The sequence below is a fragment of the uncultured Brachyspira sp. genome (assembly GCF_910588665.1).
GTDB lineage: Bacteria > Spirochaetota > Brachyspiria > Brachyspirales > Brachyspiraceae > Brachyspira.
In genome coordinates, this window is the sequence record NZ_CAJUPR010000002.1 from 103,722 (window position 1) to 128,301 (window position 24,580).

Here is a 24,580-nt window from a genome sequence, read left to right on the forward strand (position 1 = left end):
CATGTATAGTTAAACATATAAATACTTCAACACTCCAGAAGAAAGAGGCTTTTTTTAAATTTTCTGCATAAAAAAGAATTATTCATTAATAAAATCCGAAGTTTTTTAAACTTAACAGTAAAATAATTTTATACTAAAAATATTACTTTGTCAATAGTTCTGCAAGTTAAACTCATAATATAATTTGTATCCCTCTAATATATATTTTTCGCCGTAGCATATAAGAGCTATATAATATTCATTACCCGAATTAAAAGATGTGCTTAATTCGTTTAAGCTTTCTTTGATATAATTTAAGCTTCCGTCAAATAGAATCATATCTATATTTTTAGAATATTCTAATTTTATATTTATGGAAGTATTTATATCTGTATCGTTTCTTATTTTATATATATCTATATCAATTAAAGAAGAATCTTTTATATAAGGTTTTATTTTTTCATCTATTATATCTATATCAGAAAAGTTTTTTATAAAATATCCGTAAACGGATTCATTAGGAGAATTAATATTATTTGCCGAAACGAAAAAATTATTAGGCTCTGTTTCGTTTAAAGGCAGATAATTATCTTTAAATACAAATCTTAAATTATATCTGCATTCTTTATCTGATACTGCTTTAAGAAAATATGAATCGTATTTAAATAAAATATCTTTTAACTCTATGAACCCTTTATAATTTTCAATATCTTTTGTATTAATGCTGAACAGCATATCATTACTTGAAAATATATCTAAAGAAACATTGGCTTTAATATCATAAACGGATATAAAAAAATCCATTATAAATCCGTTTGTAGGGCTTATGCAATAAAAATCAGCATCGCTTTCATTATAAAAACTGCCGTTAATCGAGCTGCTTAAATCTATATACTGCGAATACTCCAAGCTGTTATTCGGCTCTATTTCTTCTTTTTCAATGAAAGCGACGCCTGATATTTTATTTTTGTCTGCACATGATATAAGCATTAATAATAATATTATTATTTGACTGATGTATTGCAGCCTTTTTAATATCAAGCAGATATGTCTGCATATTAATAATATTGAAAAATTAATAATCAAAAGCATCTTCGTCTATATAGTCAGCTGAACAATAATCAGCTTTTTCCTTGATAAGCATTAATCTTTTTGGTATCTCATTTAAAAACTGAGACGGCATCTGCTCCATTGTTCCCGTATTTATTCTTCTTCTTTTGGAATATGTAAGATAAAGCTTTCTTCTGGCTCTTGTAATTCCCACATAAAAAAGCCTTCTTTCCTCATCGGTATTATCTTCCTCAATTGAAAAATAATGAGGAAAAACACCCTGCTCAAGTCCTGTAATAAAAACGGCGTCAAACTCTAATCCCTTAGCATTATGCAAAGTCATAAGAGTAATATAATCTTCTTTATCATCGTTATTTATATTATCCCTAAATAAAGTATTCTCCTGCAAATAAGTTATAAGAGATGCATTAGGCTCAGTCTCTTTATATTCATAATAGCCTTTGAAAAGTTCTTTTATATTTTCTTCTGCGGATATAATTCTTTGATTATTATCATCTGTTTTAAATATTGAAAAATAATCTATTTCTTTTAGAAACTCAAAGAACATATATTCTATATTTTTATCATCATTATTTATAATATCTTCTTTTATCTTTTCTCCGTATTTTTCTATTAAGTTTTTATACTCTTTAATGCTTTGCTTAACTTTTTTTGTAATATTAATTTCTTCTGCATAGTCAATAGCCTCATAAATACTTATTTTTCTTGTATTTGCAAAAACTTCAATACTATTAAAACTTTTATCTCCTATGCCTCTGGGCGGAACATTAATAGTTCTTCTTAAGCTGAAATTATCTCTGAAACCTGTCATAAGCCTTAAAAAAGAAATGGAGTCTTTTATCTCTATGCGTTCAAAAAATCCAACTCCGCCTATTATTTTATAATTAATGGAATGTATTTTTAATTGTTTTTCATAAGCCCTTGACTGACTGTTGGTCCTGAATAATATTACTATATCCCTTGCCTCAAATCCATTATTGAATAATATCTCTATTTCATCAATTACGCTTAAAGCTTCCTGCAAATCGCTATAGCAAATCCAATTTTCTATTTTAAACTCATTAGGCTTATTTGAAAAAACATTTTTTTCATGCCTTCCTGAATTATTTATTATAACACTTAAAGCTGCCTCAACAATATCTTTAGGACATCTGTAATTTTCTTCAAGACGCACTATTTTTGTATTAGGATAATCTTTTTCAAAATCAAGTATATTAAGAACATTGGCGCCTCTGAATGCATATATGCTCTGATCATCATCGCCTACAACTGTTAAATCATTTTCCGCATCTTTAGTTAATAATTTTATAAACTTATACTGCTGTGAATTGGTATCCTGAAACTCATCAGCCAAAAAATATCTGAATCTGTTTCTGTAATAATTTAAAACTTTTTTTTCCTGTTCAAATAATTTTACAGTATTAAGTATAAGATCGTCAAAATCCATTAAATTTTCATTAATTTCATATTCTATATATTTACTGTATACATTCTCAAAAATATATCTGTCAAAAACAATGCCGTCTTCAATTCCGCTTTTTACAGATGATATGAACTTTGACATCAGCTTAATATTAATACTTTTAGGTACTTTTTCATCTTTCATTATTTTTTTTAATATGGAATGCTTATGGCCTTCATCTAAAATAATAAAATTGGATTTATATCCCAAATAATGAGCATTCTCTTTTAAAATTCTTAAAGCTGCCGAATGAAAAGTTCTTATAAATAATCTGCTTGGTCTTATAAACGGGAGCATGCGGCATACTCTTTCTTTCATTTCATTAGCCGCTTTATTTGTAAAAGTTACGGCAATTATATTTTCAGGAGATATTCCTAAATTATCAATAAGATATGCTATTTTTCTAGTAATTAATAAGGTTTTGCCGCTTCCAGCACCTGCAAGAACAAGCAAAGGACTTCCCGTATGCAGTATTCCCTGCCTTTGAACATCGCTTACACCTTCAAGTATATCCATTTATACGCCTTAAATATAAAAATATATTTTTATTATATGATATCTTTTTTTAATATTCAAGTTTTATTTAGTTTTCAGCTTTTCTAAATATTTAAAAGCATAAGGAAAATCTGAATATTTTGATGAGTGTATATTTGAATAATCATCTATTGTTGAAGCTTCTTTTTGATTATGATCTTTTAAGTATTTATTTACGGCATTATCATGATTATTTTTAAATATTTTATCCCAATCTTTAATAATATCTCTTCTCATTTGTTCTTTATTAGTTTTTTCATTGTAATAATATTCAAGCCAGTTTTCTAATGCCTGATAATTAAATATAAATAAGTTAGAATTAATATTTTGTACTGATTTTAAATTCTTATTAAATTTTTTTCTTAAATCTTCTATATATTGAAGTTCGGCATTATCACAGTCAGTTATAAATACAATTATCTTTCCTAAACCATATTCATTCATAGCAGAAGTTCTATTTGTTATAAAATCTGCTATTCCATTTATTTCTTTATTTTTTTGTTTATCATCTCTAATATTTGCACTTAACTGATGTGTTTGAGCATTACCATTATATTTAATTTTATTATTAAGTTTTTCATTTATATATTTTTTTAAATATTCAAATTCAGTTTTTCCGGGTGAAAAGCAGTATAAATAATATTTTTCATTATTTAATTGTCTTCTTTTTCTCATTTATTATTGCTCATTATTTTCATTATCTTTAATAAAAAATTTTGAAGGGATTTCAAATAATCTAGAATTGTATTTAGCTTTAAGACTGTTTCTTTTATACTCTTTTTCTAAATCTTCTCTTTTTAAATCTTCAAAGTCAGAAGCACAATATAATTCGCTTTTATTATCTTCTTTGTTTAAAAACCAATAATGATTTAATAGTGTGTTTTTAAGGCACATCAAATTAGTATCGTGGGTAGATAATATTAATTGAGATGTAGGATTATTCAAATCTTCAAACATATTTTTTTGAAACAAGCTAATAACAAGCTCTAAAAGTTCAGACTGCACACCTTGAAATTCATCTAATACAGATAAAATACCATTTCTCAAAGAACCTAACATACTGAATAGATTAATAGCATAATTTTTTGTTCCATCAGATTCTATTTTTCTAAAATCATCTTCATAATCTTTATGTATTGATATTAATCTATATTTATTTTTTCTCAAATAATTTGATATATAACCATTATTTTCTTTATAATCAGTATTTTCAATTACTTTTATATCATCTATTCCAACATCAGCAAGGGAGATTAATTTTCTATATATATTCCATAGTCCTGAATTTTTTAATAGAGAATATATATTATCAATATCAATAAATAATGCATCTGAAAAATTTGTAAACATATATGAAAAAAAATTGTTTACAAATGCATCTATATAATAATTTATTTCTTTACGATAATCATCTACAATATAACAATAAGATATAACTGTAATTTGATTAGGTATGCCTTTTATATTTATAAAAAAGTTATTTCCATTTATTATATTACTATTATTTCTTTCAAAAACTATATTTTCATTTTCTTTTAATAATTCATATTCTATTTTTTTATTTTTATTATCTAATATTATTTTATAATGATATAAATTATTTTTATAATAAAATTCTAAAATAAATTCTGTATTTTCATCTTTACCATAAATCATATTAGGTAAAAATAAGTATTTATAATTTATAGGTGCATCATGATATATATTAATATTAGTTAAATATGAAATTGCATTTAATAAATTGGACTTACCGCTTCCGTTATGTCCGTATAGTATACATAATTTGGATATATAATCATCATTTATTTTATATACAAATGGGTTATTTTCAATTTCTTCTCTGTTGCTGTCATTAACCTCTATACGCATATCGAGAGCAACTTCATCATAAAATGATTTATAGTTCTTTGCACTGAAACTTACAAGCATTTATTTTCCCGCTTTAATTTTTATATTAAAAAAATATTTTCTTATAATAAATTTTAGCATATATATAAATTAAGTCTAGCATTTTTTAATTATCAATTTTCTTATAAACCTCATCAATACTCTTTTGAATCTCAATAGTTTTTTCAATAACACTGATAACTTTTTGTATATATTATAAACTGATAATATATTTTATTAAAACAATACAGACAGCAAATTTTTATTTCAGTATTCCAAATGCATTTTTATATATTATTTAAACTCTAAATTACAATCTGTTTATACTTTATATGCAGTTAAATGCATAGTAATATATACGGCTTTTAATTTTCAGAAGTATTTTTTATACCTGTAAGAGATTCGTCTATAGTTTTAGATTCTCTGCCTATGACAGATTTTGCAAGATTTTTTATTTTATCGCTTGCAGACGAATCGGCAAGAGTCTTTATAGCTTCATACATATTTCCAGCTGAAGGAGAGTCTTTATACAAATTTAATATTTCTATGGTAATTGCTTCTGAATTATCATTTTTAAGTCTGTAAAGCAGCAATTCCTCTATTTCAGGCTCCGATTTATAGTTATTTAAAGCTTTAATAGCATAGATACGCACAGAATCGCTGTCATTTTTAGCGGCTTCCACTATATCTTTTTTTACATCGCCGTAAGCCTCATATTCGGGAAGTATATATATAACTCTTGCTGTAATCTCCGGCAGATCTTCTGCAAGAAGTTTTTGAAGTATTTTATAATTTTCAATACTTGGGTAAGCTCCTAATGCTACAACGCCCATATAACGGACTAAAGCAGATTCACCCGCATTTTGAGCAGCATTTCTGCATATTGCTTCTCCCTTAGGGTTTTTTGTCTCGCTGAAATATCTTAATATCTCAACTTTAGTGCTTGAAGCAGCCGTATTATCCGCATATTTTTCCAATAGAAAATCTGCCGCTGTTTCGGATTTTATCGAGCCTAAAGCATTTATCATGCTATCCAATACAAGCCCTGATGCATTAGTAATTTCATTCATTATAGGAATCTCATATTGAATATCAGGATAAATAGAACATAAATAATAAGCATCTTTGCGCACGCTTTCATTCTCATCTTCAATAGCATACTCTATAATAATTTTTGCATTATCATTCTTATTCTGCTTAAAGAAGTTTATAATTTCGCTTTTTACTCCGCTGTTCATTTCCTCAGGATAATGATTTGCAATCATTGCAATATCAGCCTCATTTTTTGTTCTTTTTATCTTTGAAATAGCTGCTATTTTCTGAGAAGGAGTTCCGTATTTAAATGTTTTTTCATAATCATCTGATGTTTGGGAAAAAGCTTCAAAAGCAATAAATAAATTAAAAAATAAAAAACTTAAAATAATATTTCTCATAAAATAAAAAATTTCCTTATAAATAAAGATTATAAATAAAACCTCTTTATAAATTTAAAATACTATAAGGAGACCTGTATTAAATTAATTGCCTTGATATACGCTCTCTTTTCTCACATCCAAATTAGAAATATAAGTATTATATTTAATCATATCTTCTTCATTTTCTATTATTATAAACTCATATCGTCTTAACTTGTCCTGACTGTGATATTCAGGCAAAGCTTCGCCTAAAGGACTCTCTATCACCCTATCTCCCTTTACTCCTCTCTCTAAAAGGTATGCTTTTCCGTTTCTGGCTCTCATTACAGATAAGTTATAATTATACGGATAAGCCTTTCCTCTGTTGCTTGTATGCGCCTCCAAAACTATATTTACATTAGGATTTTTTTCTAATAACTCCATAACTTTAGTAAACGGTACATCGGCGTATGCAGGCATATTAGTCTCCACAAATTTAAATATTATTTTAGGAGAAGTTTCAAATACTTTTCCTCTGTCCGTATTTCTCACATAAGTATCAGCTGGAAGATAAAAAGCTTTTTTTGGAGTATCAACTTCAGACGGCGGCTCTTCTGCTATAACTACATCTTCAGGAGCACTATTTAACGGCGTACTTTTACATGACAGCGCAAATATAAATAAAATAAAAATAAAAATAAATAAAAGTTTTTTCATAGCTTGCTATAACCTCGGCATTATTCTGTTTCTTTATTAATGTCGACAGTTTTAGCAAAATCGTTATACTTTTTCAAATCATCTTCATTCATTATAATAATGAACTCGCTTCTTCTGTTTTCTCTTAAAACAGGATACTCGGGCAAGGCTTCACCGAATGCATTCTTTAATAATCTGCTGTTTTCGGAACCTAATTTTATTATATAGTTAAAGCTTTTATCAGTTCTTCTTTGAGAGAGCTTATAATTGTAAGGAGCAGGTCCGTCTTTACTGGCATGTCCCTCCACCATTATTTTTATATCAGGATTATTATTTATTATCTGATATACTAAATTATAGGCATCTTTATAGCTTCCTATTTCTATAGTATTATCAAACTTGAATTTTACTTCATAAGTGTTCTGAGGCTTTCCTATATCGGTTTTAGATTTAGGATCATATAAAACTAATACTTTTCCTCTAGGGGTTTCTCTTATGCCCGCACCGTCTGGTAAATTCAAGTCTTCTCCTGCCTCTTTTGTGTTAAATCCGCTGCCTTCTTCAGGTCCTGAAACTACAGGAGCGCTTTTGCAGGCTGCAATAGGTATTAAAATTAAAAACATAATTAAAAATATTTTTTTCATAACAGTCTTTCCTCTTAATATTTGAAGGATCATTTTAGTATTATGCTGAGATAATTAATATTATATAATTTAAACAAAATTGCCTATAATTCGTAAAAATATATAAATAAAATAAATTTATATATTTTATTTATTCTTAATATACAGGCATTCAAAAGTATCTCCTAAATTTTCTTTTTTTGATACGGCAGTATATATTTTAGATAAAAGATTATTATTTTTAATAAAATTTAAATTAAATATATCGCAGAATCTGTTATAATATATACTTTGATTTTGCAAGCTTATGCATTTCATAGAATATTTAGATAATAATATATCCAAAGCTTTAGGATTTGCTTCAAAAGCATGATCGCTCGGAACTATTGAAAAATAATTTTTATTGAATCTTCCGCTTAATCCGCTGCCGTTAGGAGTGGAAAAAGCCAATATCCCTCCATCTTTCAGAGAAAATATTATTTTTTTTAAAATACTTTCAAAATTATAAATATGCTCTATGACATACCAAGCGGTTATTATATCATATTCTTTTTCTTTATATTCAAAATCAAGTAATGATATATTATGAACATTAAGATTAAGAGTATTAACACAGTAATTTGATGCATATTCGCTTATCTCTATGCCCTCTGTTTCATATCCGCATTCTTCTGCCTCTTTAAGAAAAAAACCCATAGCGCTTCCTATATCAAGTATTTTTCCCTGAGGTTTTATTTTTTTTATTTTTTTTAAACGCATTTTAGCCAAAGATATTAAATTGCTGCTGTCCTCTTTATATGTTTTTCCGTACTGATTCTTATAATCCTCAACAAAATATTTAGAAGAATAATCTGTAAAAGGAGGAAGAAAATATTTTCTGAATAATGCTTGGCATTTTCTGCATCTGTAAAGATTAGATTCTATGTTTCTGTTTTTCATATATGCATAAGCGCTTCCGCAGAAAGGACATTTTATATTTTTAAAATCTTTTATATTGTCTATTATGGTTTTTATTCTATCCAGAGATTTTTCAGTATTTACCAATTTGCCTTTTTCACGGTATTTGATGCGTATATCTTCATTAAAGAGAAACTCTTTTAATTTAATTACAGCCTCATCTGTATTAATATTCTCAAAAAATCCCAAATTAAAAAATAATTCTTTTTGATTTTCAGCCAAATCATCATGGTATTTTGTAGGAGAAAGCAGTATTGTAGGAATTGAAGCCTCTATGCATTCAAATGCTGTAAGACCGAAATATGTAATAACCGAGCTGTAAGGATTTATAAATATATCAGGGCTGAAATTAACATACTTTATATTATCATAACCGATTTCTTTTTCTGTATCTATAATAACAAACTCTTTATTTTCTATTCTGCTTATTATTTCTAAGGCTTTCTTTTTTAGTTCATTATTAAATCCCAGATATAAAAGCACAGGGGCATTTTCTTTATATTTAGGTTTTATATTAGAGTTTAAAATCGTAGCTATGAAAGGCTTTATATTAACTTCTTTAGAATTATCAATATTAGGAAGCATTTCTATTACTATATCTGCAAAAGCCCTTTCATCACCCACACTGTCTATAATAATAACGCTGCTTATACTCTTTAATTCTTTTATATATTTTGATTCAACCTCTCTGCTGTCAACTATTATTAAATAAGGATTTAAATTTCTTATCTCATCATATCGGCATGTTTTAATTCCTGCATCTTTAAATATACCGCTTTCATTATTAATAGAAGAAAATATAAAGCGGTAATATTCTTTTAATCTGTACGATATGAACTTCATACGGGTAATATGTCCGAAGCCGTATATCGTTCCTATATCCGTTATTATACATATATCCTGCATAAAATTAACTTATTTTTATTTTTTATATAACTGATTATAATTTTATTAATTATATAATAAAAATATATAATTACAAATAATATAATAAAAATCATATATTAATATAAACAGAGCCCTGACGAAGCACTTTATTTTGAATGCAGCTGTAAAGAGTGGAAGGCATTTTATTTTCTAAAATACCCGCATTAACTATCAAATTGGCTTTATCTTTATAAAGTTCGGCTAATTCATTTCCGTTTAATATTACTCCATAGCCGCTTGGATTTGCTGAGGGAGCCACCAGAGGATTAACGCCTTTTAATATAAGCTGCATATATTCGTCTTTAGGTATCCTCAAAGCTGCTGTATCTTTTAAGTATGAAAATCTGTCTTTTAATTCTTCAAGAAGCGGCATAATAAAAGTCAGTTCTCCTGGAATATTTTTTTTTATTATATCAGGAATTTCCTTATCCGAAATTTTTTTTATATCATCTATTTCTTTTAAGAGAATTAAAAGAGGTTTATCTTTCTCTCTCTCTTTAATAGAGTATATTCTATCAACCGCATCTGTATTGAAAGCATCGGCAAGCATTCCGTAAACTGTATCGGTAGGAGAAACAACTACACCTCCATTATTTATTACCTTTATAACTTCGCATGCTGCATATTTTATGCTTTCCTTATCCGTTTTATCAAGATTAATTATCATTATTTCTCTACCTTTTAATAAGCGTAGGGTGAATGAACAAACTTGCAAAACCTCTTCTTTTAGCATTATGAAGAGCCAATAATACGGGAGCTATTTCTTTTTCCATACCCTCTATATGATAATTTTTCTTATATGCAGTATATGATATTCCCACAGATATGGTATATTTTATTATAATACCGTTGTACTCAAGCTCATTTTTATCAACAAGACCTCTGATATCATTTATTTTTTTATCATACAGCTTTATATTCATTCTATTAAATGCAACCATAAATTGATTATTATCAAATCTGGCTATAATATCCTCTTTTCTTGTAGTTTTTTTGAGTACTTCAGTAAATCTAAGCATTATCTCTTCTGCGGCGATTATACCGAATTCGCTTATAATATTATCAAGACCGTCTATAGAAAAGCATGCCAATACTATAGTCTCCTCATGTCTTACAGTTTCATAAACTAATCTTGTAAACTGATCATAAAACTCTTTTTTATTCCAAAGTCCTGTTTCCAAATCTATATTCAATATATCATCATATTTTTTCTGCGCTTCCTTATAAGACTGATAATTTCTATTTGAAGCCTCCGTAACATCATTTAAAGAGTTCTGAAGATAATCCGCCTGCTTAATTAATTTCTGATGCTCCATATAAAGCTTTCTATACTTAAGACAGCTATTAACTCTTACAAAAAGCTCCATTTCATCAAAAGGTATAAATATAAGTCCGTCAATGCCTAGATTTATAGACTCTTCTATAAACTCCATCTTTCTATAAGGCGTGCTTAGAAGTATTACGGGAGTTCCCTTGGTAGATTCCTGATTTTTAAAAGTATCAAGAAGCTGCAGTCCCTGAGAATCTCCTATATCGGCATCTAAAAGTATTAAATCCAATGTGCTTTCATTCGATATATTAACAGCCTGAGAACGCGATTTTGTAGCTATAGGATTATAATGCCTTTCCCTTAAAAGATCCACAAATCTTTCTAAAAGATCCGCTCTATGCTCTACCACTAAAATATTTTCATTCATAATTAAATCTTTAAAATATATAAATTCTTAATTAAAGTATCGTAAATTTAAAGAATTTATTAAATAAAAAATAGATTTGAAATAATTATATAAATGACGGCATATCAGATTAAAACTCTAATGTATATTTTTAATTATGTCTGTTTCTCACTTGAAATTTATATGTTATGTTATATCATATAGACAATTATAATTTTAAGGAGTTTTAATATGTCTTTAATAGATAATATAGTTGCCAGAGAAATACTAGACTCAAGAGGAAACCCTACGGTAGAAGTTGATGTATGGCTTGACAGCGGCGTTATGGGCAGAGCGGCTGTGCCTTCAGGAGCTTCTACAGGAGAACATGAAGCTGTGGAATTAAGAGACGGAGATAAATCAAGATATTTAGGAAAGGGGGTTCAAAAAGCTGTAGAAAATATTAATGAAATTATTTGCAATGAACTTATAGATATGGACGCTTTGGATCAGGTAGAAATAGACAGAACTATGATAGAACTTGACGGTACTGAAAATAAAGGAAAACTAGGAGCTAATGCCATACTTGGCGTATCTCTTGCCGTATCAAAAGCTGCGGCAGAAGAATTAGGCATGTCTTTATACAGATATATAGGCGGAACCAATGCCAAAACTCTGCCTGTGCCTATGGCTAATATATTAAACGGAGGTGCCCACTCATCAGCGCCTATAGACTTCCAAGAATATATGGTAATGCCTGTAGGAGCTCCGACCTTCAAAGAAGGACTTCGCTATATAGCGGAAGTATTCCATAACTTAAAAAATATACTTCATGACAGAGGATTAAGCACTACTGTAGGAGATGAAGGCGGTTTTGCACCTACTCTCAAAGACAATGAAGAGCCTCTTCAGGTAATTATGCAGGCTATAGAAAAAGCTGGATATAAACCTGGTGATGATATTATGATAGCTATGGATCCTGCATCAAGTGAGTTTTATAATAAAGAAAAGAAAAAATATGTATTCCATAAATCTGACAGCAGAGAATTATCATCTTCTGAAATGGTGGACTTCTATGCAGATTTATGCAGTAAATATCCTATTATTTCTATAGAAGATGCTACAGCTGAAGATGACTGGGAAGGCTGGAAAATATTAACTGAAAAATTAGGCAAAAAAGTACAATTAGTGGGAGACGATTTATTTGTTACAAATGTTAAGCGTCTGCAAATGGGATTGGATAAAGGCGTGGCTAATTCCATTTTAATTAAAGTAAATCAAATAGGAACTTTAACTGAAACTTTGGATTCTATAGAATTGGCTAAAACTCATAACTATACGGCTGTAGTTTCTCACCGCTCAGGCGAAACCGAAGATGCTACTATTGCAGATATAGTTGTGGCAACTAATGCAGGACAAATAAAAACAGGTTCTGCTTCAAGAAGCGACAGGATTGCAAAATATAATCAATTATTGAGAATTGAGGAAGAATTAGGAAACAGAGCTGTTTACTTAGGTAAAAAAGCTTTTTATAATGTTATAAAATAATTTAATTTATATGATAGTTTTAAAACCTGCATAATAATGCAGGTTTTTTTATCATAATAAAAACTATTTAATTAAAAAAATTAATAAATTTTTTCATAAATTTGTTTTTTTACTTTAAAAAGAAAAAAATATTTATATAATAATTATATATAATATTACGATATTAAACATAATTATATTTTTTTCTTCACAATATAAGGAACGATGATGAGCAATAAGTATATAGTATGGGAAGATAAATATAAAGTAGGTTATAAAAAAATAGACGATCAGCATTTAGAATTAATAGAGATAATTAATGACTTATACGACTGTATGGATAATCAAAATTCTGAAGATGAATTGCTAAAGTCGGAGTTTAAAAAAGCTTTGAGAAAAACGGTAGATTATGTGTCATATCATTTTTCTTATGAGGAAAAAATAATGCAGGCAATTGAATATAATAAGATGTCTGAGCATTCTGCATATCATAGGGAATTTGCGCAGACAATATATAATTATATTAAGTCTTATGAGAACGGTTCTCTGGACGCTATAAATAATTTAGTTCAGTATCTGAAAGACTGGTTTTTAAATCATATTTTAGTTACAGATAAAAAATTCATAACCGAAGTTAAGGAAGTGCTGCAAAAACTTTCTCAACAATAACAATTTTAGGAGCTTTATTTATGGAAGAAATGATTGAGATTGTCGTAAAAAAAGGCTGGATCAAATGGGAAGAAAGATTCAAAACAGGCTATAAAAGAATTGACAATCAGCATAAAGAACTTGTAAATATAATCAATGATCTTTATGATACGGGTGTAAAAGGGGATCTTGGCAATGAGGAAGTAAAAAGATCTTTTAATGCGATAATTAAGAGAACTATAGATTATGCCACATATCATTTCTCTTATGAAGAAAAAATTATGAATGCTATCAATTATTCAATATCAAAAGAGCATTTATCCAAACATAGGGCATTTTCTCTTAAAGTTGTGGAAGAAGTGAATAAATATGAACGCGGAGACAGCTTGGTTATAAAAGATTTTATTGTTTTCTTAAAAGAATGGCTTCTAAATCATATAGTTCTTGACGATAAAAAATTCATATCCGAAGTAAAAGATAAATTAAGCAAAATGTATGAAGAGGAAATGAATTAATTTAAATATAAAGCTGTATAAAAAAGCCTATAGCAATCAGTTATAGGCTTTTTACTTTATAAATATTTTTCTATTTCGCTGAATGCTACGCCCGCTTTCTCACCGACATATATATCAACTATATTATTTGTAAAACTTGAAGGTTCGGGATTTATCTCCATAATCTTAGCACCAGACTTTTTTGCTATATGAGGAATCTGAGCAGCAGGCATTACCTCTCCTCCTGTTCCCACTATAATAAACAAATCGCTTTTATCAGCATCTTCTATTGAGGAATTAAAATCCGATGCAGGAAGCTGTTCTCCGAAAAATACAAAATCGGGTTTTAATATACCTGCGCATTTTTCACATACAGGAGGATCCATGTCTAAAATTTCTTTTGTTATTTTATATCTTGTTTTGCATTTTATGCATACAGCATATTTAGCCGTGCCATGAAGTTCATAAACTATTTTACTTCCCGCTTCCTGATGAAGATTATCAATATTCTGAGTAATTATGCTTCTCATTATACCCATCTTCTCTAAATTTGCCAAAACTATATGAGCCTTATTAGGCTTTACATCGGTAATAGGATCATAAAAAACTTTTTTCAAAGATTTCCAAGATTCTTTCTGATGCTTCATAAAATAAGATATCTCGGCAAACTGACTGCCATGCTTTTCCCAGAGACCATTCTCTCCTCTGAAAGGAGGAACGCCGCTTTCCACACTTATGCCCGCACCTGTAAAGGCTGAAACATATTTTGATTCTTTTATTGTTTTTGCTATTAATTTATAATCTATCATAGCTGTATTATATAATAAAATATATTTTTTACTAGTTTAAAATTAAAATAAATCTTAATTAAAGATAAAAAATAAATTATAATTCATATTAATAAAATATACAATAATACAAAATATATTATTAATGTTCTTAATTTTATATATTATTTCTCATAAATCAATATTTTATAATAGTATTTTTATTGACAGACAACTTTATTATGTTATAATATTACTATATTAATTAATTATAAATATAATAACAATCTTAAGGATATATTATGATTAGCAGAACACAAATTATGCGTCTATTAAAATATAAAAATGCATTAAGACGCATGAAGAGTTTCGGGTTTATAAAAGCATATTCTAATAATTTAGGAGATGCTATAGGAATTACTTCCGTTCAGGTAAGAAAAGATTTCTCTCTTTTTAATATTTCAGGAAATAAAAAGGGAGGATATAATATAGATGATTTATTGGATCAGATAAATGCAATATTAGGAAAACAGATATCGCATAATATAGTATTAATAGGCTATGGCAAAATAGGTAAAGCTTTGGTTAATTACAGAGGTTTTGAAAGCGAATCTATAAAAATAGTTGCGGCATTTGATCATAATCCTGATAAAATCAACAGAGAGACAGCCACTCCCATACTTCCAATAGAAGAGTTAAAAGACTTCATCATTAACAATAATATTGAAATAGCTATATTAACCGTTCCAGACTTAGAGGCTCAAAGAATGTTTGATGTTATCTGTAATGCAGGCATAAAAGGAGTTTTGAATTTCGCTCCTATAAAACTTTTGGAAAGACCGGATTGCATTATAAATGATATAAATATAGCCGATGAAATTGAATCTTTATTTTATTTTATAAACGATATTAAAGAGCCTTCTTCTCAAAAAAAGAAAATGTATAAAAATAATCAGTAAAAATATAAAGAGAGACTTTAAAAAAGCCCCTCATAAAATTAATGAATTATCTGCTGTAGCTTAAGCTTGCCGCTGTAAGCAAATCCACTATATCGCTGTTCCCATTTTCCATAGCATACATTAAAGCTGTTTTTTGAAATTTATCTAAAATATTCAAATGAGCCCCTGCATTAATTAAATAGCTTGCGGAAATATAATCTCCGTTTTCGGCTGCAAACATCAAAGCTGTTTTACCGTCATTATCCGACATATTTAAATCGGCTTTATTCATAATCAAAGTATTAACAGCTCCGCTTTTACCAAAAACACAAGCCCATATTAAAGCCGTTCTGCCGTCTTTCATCTTAAAATTTATATCGGCTTTTCCTATAAGGAGCGAAGAGACTATATCTGTTAAGCCTAATGATGAAGCCAAGGCAAGAGGAGTGATATTGCCGTAAGGTCCCCAAGAAGCGGCTATATTTGCATCGGCTCCTCTCTCAAGTAAAAGCCTAGAAATTTCATTATTACCTCTTGCTATGGCATAAAATAAAGCATTAGCCCCGTATTCATTTATATAATTAACATCGCTTCCCCTATCAAGAAGAAGTCTTACTATCAAATCATGATTATTATAAGAAGCTATCATTAAAGGAGTCATATTATAATTTATTCCGTCATTATTGCCGCTTCTGTAAGTACCCATAATCTTAAGATCCGCACCTGCATTAATAATCATTTCAGCTACACTGTAATAGCCTTTGCCTGATGCCTGCAAAAGAGCTGTTGTTCCTCCGTTTATTTTTATATTCGGATTAGCATTCTTGGCAAGCAGATATGATACTATATCCACATATCCTGCATCGGCGGCATAAATTAAAGCTGTCTTGCCATGTATGCAGCTGAGATTAACATTAGCGTTTTGGGATAATAATAAAAGAACTATTGTTTTATAGCCTTTAGACGAGGCAGTAATTAAGGCATTATGACCCTGATTATCTCCGAAATCAATAAAGCTTGAAATAGAGCCCTGAGATATTAATCTTTTTAAAGCGGCGCTGTCTCCCGCATCAGCATACTCTAAAAGCTGATCCAATCTGCCCGTATTCGGCATTTGAGAAAATAATACAAAAAATGTATTCAAAAATATAAAAAGACAACTTAAATAGCGCATATAATATTTTCCTTAAATATGGTATTTCAACTCAATATAAAATTTCGGAAATAAGATATATTAATATTAGCTTATTTTTAGGAATGATATTTTTTATTTGCAGCATTTATCATTAAATATAAAAAACTAAAACTGTAATATAATTTTTTGACAAAGTTAAATTATGGCTATATAATTAATACATAAAGTATTAGTAAAAGGTATTATTAAAATGAACAGAAAAATCAGCATATCTGAACATATTGAAGCTGTAAAAAATAATCAAATTATTGGAGAAATTAAAGAAATCATTAAAAATACTTCCAAATATGATACATACTATTTTTCTTCTAATTTAGAAGCAAACTATTATATTTTTAATGAAGACTGCAGGGAAGGATTAAAAAAAATTTCAAATAATTTTATAGATATAATAATAACAGATCCTCCTTATTTTACTGATGGTATGGATGATGCTTGGAATGATACTAAATTGAAAAGCAGAACTAAATATTCAAATGTTATAGGAACAATACCTGCAGGCATGAAATTTGACCGAAAACAAGGAAAAAATCTTCAGAATTTTTTAGAACCTATATGTAAAGAATTATTTAGAATATTAAAACCGGGCGGATTTTGCATAATGTTTTCACAGGGAAGGTTATATCATAGAATGGCTATGTCATTAGATTTAGCAGGATTTGAAATTAGAGATTTAATGGCTTGGAAATATGAAGGACAGCCTAAAGCCTTTTCACAAGATCATTTTATAAGAAAAGATAAAAATAAAACGGAATCTGAAAAAGAAAAATTAATTTCTGAACTCAAAGGATTAAAAACACCGCAACTAAAACCCCAAATGGAGCCTATGACTTTAGCACAAAAACCAAAAGAAGGAACATTTGTTTCAAATTGGGAAAAATACAAAGTTGGACTGATGAATACTAATGAATCTTTAGACGGAAAATTTCCGGGTAATGTTATGGAAGTTTCAAAAAGAATAAGAATTAATGAAACTAATGAAAAAATAGAACATATGACTATAAAGCCTGTTCATTTAATTTCACACTTAATTAGATTATTTACAAAAGAGGGTCAAATAGTTTTAGATCCGTTTTTAGGGAGTGGATCCCATGCCGTCGCTTCTATTATAAATAATAGAAATTTTATAGGATATGAAATAGAAAAAAAATATTTTGATATTGCCAAAAAGAGATTAGATAATTTATATACTTAACAATCATTTTTATAGCAATTTTTTAACAATTCTAATAATTTTAATTTAGTTTTATATGATGATTTTTCTATAAATTTTGATACTATTCTAAATCCGTCTTCAGTATACGCTATTTCAATTACTCTGCCAGTTTTATCATAAATCCATCGGTTTTTATCCGCCCTATTACAAATTTGGCATTGAGGAATTATATTTCCTTCTTCAAGCTTCAAAGCAGGATTCATATGTCCTTTTTGTAAACTTACAATTATGCCTTTTCTAAGTAAATGTTCTTCGCCCTCTTTTGAGCCGCAATTAGCACATCGGAAATTATAAAGTTTTTTTATTTTCTCCCAATCACCTGAAAAACCTTCCCGCCTTTCTGAAAAAAATCCTGAATATGCATTTTTTAAGTCAATAAGCTTATACGAACCTTTAGGTATATTATCTTTGCTGTCTCCTCTTGTTCCTGATACAATATTCCATCCGCTTTGCATAGATAAATGTCTTGCCTGCTGGACATCGGTAACATTAGGATAATACAATTTTATAAAATCTGTCAATTCAGATTTTGACACTATTTGAGTATTTGGATAATTTTTTGCTAATCTTATTAAAGTCAAAGCATTTTTTGTATACCCATGCTTATCTTTTAATGCAGGTAATTTTACACCTTTACTGCATAGATATTTTTTATAATTATCAGTTATAATTTTCCATATATTTATTATTTCTTCATCTTCCATAATTAAATCCCTTTTAAAATATATAATTCGGTTTTAATAAATAAAAAAATAGATAAAAAATTAAAAAAATCTGTTAAAGTTGAAACATATAAAAAAATCCATATACTTTATATATAGCCTTATTTACGGACTTATATATGACCTTAAACAAATCTGTTTCTTCAAATCCGCTCTATTTCGAAAAAATACATAAACTTCTTTTTAAATACGGAACTCCAAGCGTTATATCAATGCTTGTCGGTTCTTTATATAATATAGTGGATCAAATATTCATAGGACAAGGCATAGGCATTAACGGAAATGCAGCTACAAATGTTGCTTTTCCATTAACAATAATATGCATATTCATATCATTATTTATAGGAGTGGGAGGAGCTTCATTATACAGCATAATGCTTGGAAGTGGAGAAAATAAAAATGCTTCCGTCATTATCGGAAATACGGTTACATTATCTTTTCTATTCGGAATTGCTTTATCATTAATAGTAAAACTTTTAAATAAAAAGCTGATGATAATATTCGGCTCCACAAATGAAATATTGGAATATGCCTATTCATATGCGGATATAACATCATACGGATTTACAGCTTATATATTTACTATGGTAATGAGCTATACTGTAAGAGCGGACGGAAATCCTAAATATTCTATGGCATTTGTATTAAGCGGTGCAGTCATAAATACTATTTTAGATCCTATATTTATATTTGTGTTTAAAATGGGTATGCCAGGAGCTGCACTTGCAACAGTAATAGGGCAGTATGTTTCTTTTTTTGTAGCTTTTATTTATTTATTTAAATTCAAAAATATAAAACTTGAAAAATCAAGCTTTATTTTAAAATATAAACAGGTACTTAAAATATTTGCATTAGGAGCTTCGGCAGGCTTCAGTAATTTATCTATGATGATACTGCAGATAGTTATGAATAATGTTTTAAGCAGTTACGGAAGCAGTTCAATATACGGAGGAAATATACCTTTAGCGGTTTCGGGCATTGCAGCTAAAATTAATATGATTGTAATGTCTTTTGTAATAGGCACATCTCAGGGAAGTCAGCCTATAATAGGCTTTAATTACGGCGCTAAAAATTATGACAGAGTTATAGACACTTATAAACTTACTATGACAATAACTGCAATTATTACATTTATAGCTTTTTTACTCTTTCAGTTATTTCCAAGACAAATAGTTTCCGTATTCGGAAACGGAAGCAAGCTTTATTTTCAATTTTCTGAAAAATATATGAGAATATTTATGATGCTTATGATAATAAACGCCGCTCAGCCTGTTACAGGAACATTTTTCAGCTCGCTTGGAAAAGCATTCAAAGGGGCTTTTCTTGCTGTAACCAGACAGACATTATTTCTTCTTCCCTTAATTATAATACTTCCGAAATTTTTCGGTATAGACGGAGTAATGTATGCAGGTCCTATAGCGGACGGAGCTGCCTTAATTGTAACTATTATACTTGTAAGCATAGAAATAAAAAATATAAAAAAACTAAAAGAAAATATAAATTAAAAAAATATATATATTTTATCTTATTTCATAATAATCGCTTACATTATAAGTTAAATTCACTTCCGCATTTTCAAGCTTTTTATTTTTCTTTTCATAATCCTCTTTTATATGCAGATATATATTATGTAATGCGCTCATATTTATAAATTTTATATATACTTCATTTTCTTTTCCGCCGAATGCCCCTTCTCTGAAAAGTTCAAATATATAATTATTTATCAGATGATATGTATAAAGCTGAGTCTTATATACAGAGATGTTTTTTTCCTCCGTTTCAAAATTAAAATTAATTACTTCATTGGAATGAACTTCATCAAAAAATTGATTATCTGCGCATATTTCAGGCAGAAATAAAAATAAATCGGATGCAAGCGTATAGTCTTTTGTTAATTTTTCCGCTAATTCTTCAAGATTATTATAAGCTTCTTCGGTCTCCTCCGAGTTTAAAACTATATTGGAGTAATGCATAATAAAATTATAAATCTCATCATTTTCATAAGGATAAGGAGTATAAGTTTCATCGTCTTGCACTAAAAAGAAAAACTGCTTATCCGATGAAAAATCCGTTTCATTCCAAGTTTTTACATATTCATTCATCTTATTTGAAAGCTCGGCTATATTGACATCATTTATTCTAAGCTCGCCTACCGTATAATCATTTGAAGCTTTAGCTCCGTATATTTTCACATAGCAAATCTTCTGATTTCCTATACGCTTTAATATATCATCTTTAAACATATCCCAATAGATATTTACATTTTTAGGCTTTCCGTTATCTCCTCCCATATTAACCAGATTGCTTGTATAAACTTTCCATTTATGTTTTTTTGAAGCAAATTCAGTTTCTGCTTCATCAAGTATTCTGTTCTCATTCATAGCTTTTATGCCCGTCATTATTCCGAATATAAAACTTCCGTTTGAAAGACCTATTGAAGTACTGGAATCTTTGCCTGCACTTGCGCAGCATTCAAATATATCTCTGTCCCAATCAGGACTTGATATATAATAATTTATAACAGTGCTTTTATCACTTACGCTTTCAGCATAGGCATTTATAAATATATTCCATTTTTTTATTACAATACTTCCTTCTATTATTTCATTATCTATATCATTTGATAAAATAGAAGATATATCCTTTATAATAGAATCAGGATCATCAATATTAACCGCATTAGCCTCATAATGCATGTGCACGCTTCCTTCTTTTATATATTCTTTCAAATTATTATACAAATTATTGAAGTAATTATACTCTTCATCGGAAGCTAATGATTTATTCATTTCCAGCATATATAAAGCTCTGTCTATATTTATATTGGCATTGCCTGCATCTTCTTTTCCAGAATATGCATAAGCAATTTTATAAAACCAAGTATGATGATTTTTAATATCTTCAGATAAAGAATTTAATGTTTCTATAGCCAAATCAAATTCTTTTGCATTATTATAGGCTACAGCAAGTAAGCCTTTTATATCATCGTTCAGCTGCTCTTCTGAAAGAGAAAGTATCAGAGATATGATTTCTTTATGTTTTCCTTCATCATGCAGTTTTTCTAATTCATAATATAATTCCTCATCATTCATAATATAATTCCTTATATCATCTAAAATAACTTTATATATAATAATATAATTATTGTAATAAAACAATATATTTTAGTTTAATTTTTTATTATTCTAGTATATAATGTAAATTAATCTTAATTATTAAGGAGTTAGAAAATGATAAAAGTTGTTTTAATAAGACATGGCGAGAGTGTTTGGAATAAAGAGAATCTGTTTACAGGCTGGGCAGATGTAACATTATCCGAAAAAGGCATAGAAGAAGCTAAATCGGGAGGTATTGAATTAAAAAAAGCAGGGTTTACTTTTGACAAAGCATATACTTCTACTCTTACCCGTGCCATTAAAACTTTAAATTTGGTATTGGAAGAAATGGGGCTTTTATGGATACCCGTAGAAAAATGCTGGCAGTTAAATGAAAGACATTACGGAGCTTTGCAGGGATTAAATAAATCGCAGACGGCTGAAAAATACGGAGAAGACCAAGTAAAAATTTGGAGAAGAAGCTATGATACGCCTCCGCCTGAATTGACAAAAGATGATGAAAGATATCCTGGTCATGACTGCCGTTATAAAAACTTATCAGAAAAAGAACTTCCTCTTACAGAATGCTTAAAAGACACGGTTGAAAGAGTTGTGCCTTTCTGGGAAAATGTTATACTTCCCGATATCAAAGCCGGAAAAAAAATTATTATAGCAGCTCATGGAAACAGTTTAAGGGCATTAGTTAAGTATTTAGATAATATATCCGATGCCGATATTACCGAGCTTAATATACCTACGGGAATGCCTTTAGTTTATGAACTTGATGATAATTTCAAAGCGGTTAATAAACAGTATTTAGGCGACCCTGAAGCAGTTAAAAAAGCTATGGAAGCGGTTGCAAATCAGGGAAAGAAAAAGTAATTTTTTACTTAGGCTTATTATCAGCGGAATATTTTAGTATTCCGCCTGACTTATATCCGCTTTATTACTGATATGTGTTTATTTTTAACAATTAATAATCCTATTTATTCAATTCGCTTTCTGCAAAGTTTCTTAAATAATTCTGAACAATATCCAAATCTTCTTTTGTGTCTATGCCATGAAGAAATTTATTAGTTTCCAAAACTTTTATCCTTATGCCGTTATAAAGCCATCTAAGCTGTTCAAGCTTTTCTATATTTTCATAACTGCATTCTTCAAGTTTATCTATTTTTAATAATATATCTCTTCTGAAAGCATAAACTCCTATATGCTTATAATACTCTACATTTATATTCTGATCGAATCTTTTATAAGGTATTGCTGCCCTTGAAAAATACATTGCATAACCATTTATATCTGTAACAACTTTAACTGCATTTTCATCTTTTATCAAAGAACTGTTACCTTCAATTTTTGTTTTCAAAGTAACAATATGCGTATTCTCATCATCAAAAGCGTCTATTATAGGATTAATAACTGATTCATCTATTAATGGCTCATCTCCCTGAACATTTATAATAATTTCGCTGTCAATTTTTTTAGCCACTTCAATAATTCTTGAAGTTCCGGAAGTATGATCTTTCGAAGTCATTACAGATTTAGCATTATTTTTTTTACATATATCCATTATTTCATTTGAATCCGCAGCCACAATGCAATCATTTACTCTCCTGCAGGCTTTTATATTATCATAAACTGCTATTATAATGGGTTTTCCAAGCAATTTATAGGTTAATTTTTTAGGAAATCTTGAAGATTCGTAGCGGGCGGGTATTATTGCTGCAATATCGGGCATTTTATAATTCTCCTATTTAATTTAAGACATTTATTTTGAAGCAATCATGTCTTTAGATATATTTATAAGCTTATTTTTAAACTCCTCTATAGTTTTTGATTCTAAAAGCACAACAAGATACATACTCATTCTTGATATTTTTGTAAATAAAGAAAGAAGCTTCAGATATTTATCATTGCTGTTTTTATTAGTAAGAAACATGGTAAGCAAATGAACAGGCTTTTTATCAATAGCCGAATAATTTAATCCTTTTTTTGAAATCGCAAATATTATATTATTATCCTCCACCTGACTTGTTCTAACATGAGGAAATGCGACACCGTATCCCAAACCGCTGCTTATAATATCCTCTTTTTTATACATAGATTCTATAATCTGAGATATATTAATCCTAAGACCGCTAGCTTCGGAATATATAAGCATTTCGCTGATAGCCTCGTCCTTATTATCAGCTTTCAAATCTAAAATAACATAAGATTCCCTGATATACTTTTCAACTTCATTTAATGAGATCATAATAAATAAACCTTAACTTAAAAAATAATTAATATATAAAATCAATCTTTTAATTCAAAATTATTATTCAAATATTCCTTTAATGTGTATTTTTTTTGTATAAGCTCTAATGTAATATTAAGAGGATATACAGTTTCATGATTAAAAAAACATATACCTATAGTTTCATCGTCTAAATCTATATCATGCGAAACTTCCCAATGACCATTGAAATGATTTTTTATAACTTCGCCTATATAAGCGCTTATGGAAAATATGAAATTGCGGTTATTATCATTTTCTAAAACCATATACAGTTTTTCTTTAAAAAATTTATCAACTTCAAATAAACTTTCTATAGTATAATCTGCATGATAACCTTCTCGTATAAAGAAATTGCTTATCCAATCGGAAGCTCTTGAAAGATCCTCTTCAGGTAAAATATATCTAGACATAAAAATAAATCCTTATTTTAATATAACATTTTTTTATAATATATCAACTTATTATTAATATAAAAATTATCCGTTTAAATGTTCTTTAATTCTTATTATTGCTGG

Annotated in this window: 24 protein-coding genes; 7 read left to right on the forward strand and 17 right to left on the reverse strand. The window is 28.5% G+C overall.

What is annotated here, in order from left to right; all coding sequences use genetic code 11:
- Window positions 1–150: 150 nt before the first annotated feature.
- From QZ306_RS01780 to QZ306_RS01825, 10 genes are all read right to left on the reverse strand, one after another.
- On the reverse strand, window positions 151–969 hold the full coding sequence (locus QZ306_RS01780; protein WP_295160230.1) for a hypothetical protein: 819 nt from the start codon (window positions 967–969) through the stop codon (window positions 151–153).
- Window positions 970–1,054: 85 nt separating this feature from the next.
- Window positions 1,055–3,028, reverse strand: coding sequence for an ATP-dependent helicase (locus QZ306_RS01785; RefSeq protein WP_295160231.1), 1,974 nt, complete (start codon window positions 3,026–3,028; stop codon window positions 1,055–1,057).
- 63 nt (window positions 3,029–3,091) lie between these two features.
- Window positions 3,092–3,721, reverse strand: coding sequence for a hypothetical protein (locus QZ306_RS01790; protein WP_295160233.1), 630 nt, complete (start codon window positions 3,719–3,721; stop codon window positions 3,092–3,094).
- Window positions 3,722–3,724: 3 nt separating this feature from the next.
- Window positions 3,725–4,975, reverse strand: a complete 1,251-nt coding sequence (locus tag QZ306_RS01795) for an AAA family ATPase (RefSeq protein ID WP_295160236.1) — start codon at window positions 4,973–4,975, stop codon at window positions 3,725–3,727.
- Window positions 4,976–5,298: 323 nt separating this feature from the next.
- Window positions 5,299–6,366, reverse strand: a complete 1,068-nt coding sequence (locus QZ306_RS01800; RefSeq protein ID WP_295160239.1) for a HEAT repeat domain-containing protein — start codon at window positions 6,364–6,366, stop codon at window positions 5,299–5,301.
- Between the two features lie 84 nt (window positions 6,367–6,450).
- Entirely contained in the window at window positions 6,451–7,044 is a 594-nt protein-coding gene (locus QZ306_RS01805) for an OmpA family protein (RefSeq protein WP_295160242.1), read from the reverse strand.
- Between the two features lie 20 nt (window positions 7,045–7,064).
- The gene (locus QZ306_RS01810; protein ID WP_295160245.1) at window positions 7,065–7,667 is read right to left on the reverse strand and encodes an OmpA family protein; all 603 of its coding nucleotides are present in this window, start codon (window positions 7,665–7,667) and stop codon (window positions 7,065–7,067) included.
- A 126-nt stretch (window positions 7,668–7,793) separates the two neighbouring features.
- Window positions 7,794–9,509, reverse strand: coding sequence for a class I SAM-dependent methyltransferase (locus QZ306_RS01815; protein ID WP_295160248.1), 1,716 nt, complete (start codon window positions 9,507–9,509; stop codon window positions 7,794–7,796).
- A gap of 91 nt (window positions 9,510–9,600) precedes the next feature.
- On the reverse strand, window positions 9,601–10,197 hold the full coding sequence (locus tag QZ306_RS01820) for an L-threonylcarbamoyladenylate synthase (protein WP_295160250.1): 597 nt from the start codon (window positions 10,195–10,197) through the stop codon (window positions 9,601–9,603).
- Between the two features lie 7 nt (window positions 10,198–10,204).
- Window positions 10,205–11,227, reverse strand: coding sequence for a diguanylate cyclase (locus tag QZ306_RS01825; protein ID WP_295160253.1), 1,023 nt, complete (start codon window positions 11,225–11,227; stop codon window positions 10,205–10,207).
- Window positions 11,228–11,437: 210 nt separating this feature from the next.
- On the opposite strand from QZ306_RS01825, the gene eno reads away from it, so the two are divergent.
- The 3 genes from eno to QZ306_RS01840 all read left to right on the forward strand — a co-directional run bounded on the left by eno (window position 11,438) and on the right by QZ306_RS01840 (window position 13,875).
- Complete coding sequence (eno, locus tag QZ306_RS01830) at window positions 11,438–12,733, forward strand: phosphopyruvate hydratase (RefSeq protein ID WP_295160256.1); 1,296 nt, start codon at window positions 11,438–11,440, stop codon at window positions 12,731–12,733.
- A gap of 207 nt (window positions 12,734–12,940) precedes the next feature.
- Complete coding sequence (locus QZ306_RS01835; protein ID WP_295160259.1) at window positions 12,941–13,381, forward strand: bacteriohemerythrin; 441 nt, start codon at window positions 12,941–12,943, stop codon at window positions 13,379–13,381.
- A gap of 20 nt (window positions 13,382–13,401) precedes the next feature.
- A complete protein-coding gene (locus QZ306_RS01840; RefSeq protein WP_295160262.1) occupies window positions 13,402–13,875 on the forward strand; it encodes a bacteriohemerythrin in 474 nt (157 codons plus the stop codon).
- Between the two features lie 56 nt (window positions 13,876–13,931).
- Here QZ306_RS01840 and QZ306_RS01845 read toward each other — a convergent pair whose 3' ends face one another.
- The gene (locus QZ306_RS01845; protein WP_295160265.1) at window positions 13,932–14,663 is read right to left on the reverse strand and encodes an NAD-dependent deacylase; all 732 of its coding nucleotides are present in this window, start codon (window positions 14,661–14,663) and stop codon (window positions 13,932–13,934) included.
- A 260-nt stretch (window positions 14,664–14,923) separates the two neighbouring features.
- Between QZ306_RS01845 and QZ306_RS01850 the strand changes: the two genes are divergently transcribed.
- Window positions 14,924–15,580: a redox-sensing transcriptional repressor Rex gene (locus QZ306_RS01850; protein WP_295160268.1), complete on the forward strand. Its 657-nt coding sequence runs from the start codon at window positions 14,924–14,926 to the stop codon at window positions 15,578–15,580.
- Window positions 15,581–15,626: 46 nt separating this feature from the next.
- Here the strand turns inward: QZ306_RS01850 and QZ306_RS01855 are convergent, their stop codons facing one another.
- Complete coding sequence (locus tag QZ306_RS01855; RefSeq protein WP_295160271.1) at window positions 15,627–16,733, reverse strand: ankyrin repeat domain-containing protein; 1,107 nt, start codon at window positions 16,731–16,733, stop codon at window positions 15,627–15,629.
- 211 nt (window positions 16,734–16,944) lie between these two features.
- On the opposite strand from QZ306_RS01855, the gene QZ306_RS01860 reads away from it, so the two are divergent.
- Complete coding sequence (locus tag QZ306_RS01860; RefSeq protein ID WP_295160274.1) at window positions 16,945–17,949, forward strand: site-specific DNA-methyltransferase; 1,005 nt, start codon at window positions 16,945–16,947, stop codon at window positions 17,947–17,949.
- Here the strand turns inward: QZ306_RS01860 and QZ306_RS01865 are convergent.
- A complete protein-coding gene (locus QZ306_RS01865; RefSeq protein ID WP_295160277.1) occupies window positions 17,946–18,674 on the reverse strand; it encodes a hypothetical protein in 729 nt (242 codons plus the stop codon). The genes QZ306_RS01860 and QZ306_RS01865 overlap by 4 nt on opposite strands.
- A 137-nt stretch (window positions 18,675–18,811) precedes the next feature.
- Between QZ306_RS01865 and QZ306_RS01870 the strand changes: the two genes are divergently transcribed.
- Window positions 18,812–20,197: an MATE family efflux transporter gene (locus QZ306_RS01870; protein WP_295160280.1), complete on the forward strand. Its 1,386-nt coding sequence runs from the start codon at window positions 18,812–18,814 to the stop codon at window positions 20,195–20,197.
- Window positions 20,198–20,212: 15 nt separating this feature from the next.
- Here the strand turns inward: QZ306_RS01870 and QZ306_RS01875 are convergent, their stop codons facing one another.
- Window positions 20,213–21,784, reverse strand: a complete 1,572-nt coding sequence (locus tag QZ306_RS01875) for a DUF6348 family protein (RefSeq protein WP_295160282.1) — start codon at window positions 21,782–21,784, stop codon at window positions 20,213–20,215.
- Window positions 21,785–21,922: 138 nt separating this feature from the next.
- Between QZ306_RS01875 and gpmA the strand changes: the two genes are divergently transcribed.
- Window positions 21,923–22,669 (forward strand): 2,3-diphosphoglycerate-dependent phosphoglycerate mutase, encoded by a 747-nt coding sequence (gene gpmA / locus QZ306_RS01880; protein ID WP_295160284.1) that lies wholly within the window; start codon window positions 21,923–21,925, stop codon window positions 22,667–22,669.
- Between the two features lie 100 nt (window positions 22,670–22,769).
- Here the strand turns inward: gpmA and kdsB are convergent, their stop codons facing one another.
- From kdsB to QZ306_RS01895, 3 genes are read right to left on the reverse strand one after another with little or no spacing between them, the layout of a single operon-like run.
- Complete coding sequence (gene kdsB, locus QZ306_RS01885) at window positions 22,770–23,525, reverse strand: 3-deoxy-manno-octulosonate cytidylyltransferase (RefSeq protein ID WP_295160287.1); 756 nt, start codon at window positions 23,523–23,525, stop codon at window positions 22,770–22,772.
- Window positions 23,526–23,555: 30 nt separating this feature from the next.
- On the reverse strand, window positions 23,556–24,041 hold the full coding sequence (locus tag QZ306_RS01890) for a PTS sugar transporter subunit IIA (RefSeq protein WP_295160290.1): 486 nt from the start codon (window positions 24,039–24,041) through the stop codon (window positions 23,556–23,558).
- A 41-nt stretch (window positions 24,042–24,082) separates the two neighbouring features.
- Window positions 24,083–24,475: a hypothetical protein gene (locus QZ306_RS01895; RefSeq protein WP_295160293.1), complete on the reverse strand. Its 393-nt coding sequence runs from the start codon at window positions 24,473–24,475 to the stop codon at window positions 24,083–24,085.
- Between the last annotated feature and the right edge of the window lie 105 nt (window positions 24,476–24,580).

Bases quoted from the DNA above. Each gene is read 5' to 3' on its own strand.
- QZ306_RS01780 (WP_295160230.1), bottom strand. From the start codon at position 969: ATGCTTATATCATGTGCAGACAAAAATAAAATATCAGGCGTCGCTTTC.
- QZ306_RS01785 (WP_295160231.1), bottom strand. From the start codon at position 3,028: ATGGATATACTTGAAGGTGTAAGCGATGTTCAAAGGCAGGGAATACTG.
- QZ306_RS01790 (WP_295160233.1), bottom strand. From the start codon at position 3,721: ATGAGAAAAAGAAGACAATTAAATAATGAAAAATATTATTTATACTGC.
- QZ306_RS01795 (WP_295160236.1), bottom strand. From the start codon at position 4,975: ATGCTTGTAAGTTTCAGTGCAAAGAACTATAAATCATTTTATGATGAA.
- QZ306_RS01800 (WP_295160239.1), bottom strand. From the start codon at position 6,366: ATGAGAAATATTATTTTAAGTTTTTTATTTTTTAATTTATTTATTGCT.
- QZ306_RS01805 (WP_295160242.1), bottom strand. From the start codon at position 7,044: ATGAAAAAACTTTTATTTATTTTTATTTTTATTTTATTTATATTTGCG.
- QZ306_RS01810 (WP_295160245.1), bottom strand. From the start codon at position 7,667: ATGAAAAAAATATTTTTAATTATGTTTTTAATTTTAATACCTATTGCA.
- QZ306_RS01815 (WP_295160248.1), bottom strand. From the start codon at position 9,509: ATGCAGGATATATGTATAATAACGGATATAGGAACGATATACGGCTTC.
- QZ306_RS01820 (WP_295160250.1), bottom strand. From the start codon at position 10,197: ATGATAATTAATCTTGATAAAACGGATAAGGAAAGCATAAAATATGCA.
- QZ306_RS01825 (WP_295160253.1), bottom strand. From the start codon at position 11,227: ATGAATGAAAATATTTTAGTGGTAGAGCATAGAGCGGATCTTTTAGAA.
- eno (WP_295160256.1), top strand. From the start codon at position 11,438: ATGTCTTTAATAGATAATATAGTTGCCAGAGAAATACTAGACTCAAGA.
- QZ306_RS01835 (WP_295160259.1), top strand. From the start codon at position 12,941: ATGAGCAATAAGTATATAGTATGGGAAGATAAATATAAAGTAGGTTAT.
- QZ306_RS01840 (WP_295160262.1), top strand. From the start codon at position 13,402: ATGGAAGAAATGATTGAGATTGTCGTAAAAAAAGGCTGGATCAAATGG.
- QZ306_RS01845 (WP_295160265.1), bottom strand. From the start codon at position 14,663: ATGATAGATTATAAATTAATAGCAAAAACAATAAAAGAATCAAAATAT.
- QZ306_RS01850 (WP_295160268.1), top strand. From the start codon at position 14,924: ATGATTAGCAGAACACAAATTATGCGTCTATTAAAATATAAAAATGCA.
- QZ306_RS01855 (WP_295160271.1), bottom strand. From the start codon at position 16,733: ATGCGCTATTTAAGTTGTCTTTTTATATTTTTGAATACATTTTTTGTA.
- QZ306_RS01860 (WP_295160274.1), top strand. From the start codon at position 16,945: ATGAACAGAAAAATCAGCATATCTGAACATATTGAAGCTGTAAAAAAT.
- QZ306_RS01865 (WP_295160277.1), bottom strand. From the start codon at position 18,674: ATGGAAGATGAAGAAATAATAAATATATGGAAAATTATAACTGATAAT.
- QZ306_RS01870 (WP_295160280.1), top strand. From the start codon at position 18,812: ATGACCTTAAACAAATCTGTTTCTTCAAATCCGCTCTATTTCGAAAAA.
- QZ306_RS01875 (WP_295160282.1), bottom strand. From the start codon at position 21,784: ATGAATGATGAGGAATTATATTATGAATTAGAAAAACTGCATGATGAA.
- gpmA (WP_295160284.1), top strand. From the start codon at position 21,923: ATGATAAAAGTTGTTTTAATAAGACATGGCGAGAGTGTTTGGAATAAA.
- kdsB (WP_295160287.1), bottom strand. From the start codon at position 23,525: ATGCCCGATATTGCAGCAATAATACCCGCCCGCTACGAATCTTCAAGA.
- QZ306_RS01890 (WP_295160290.1), bottom strand. From the start codon at position 24,041: ATGATCTCATTAAATGAAGTTGAAAAGTATATCAGGGAATCTTATGTT.
- QZ306_RS01895 (WP_295160293.1), bottom strand. From the start codon at position 24,475: ATGTCTAGATATATTTTACCTGAAGAGGATCTTTCAAGAGCTTCCGAT.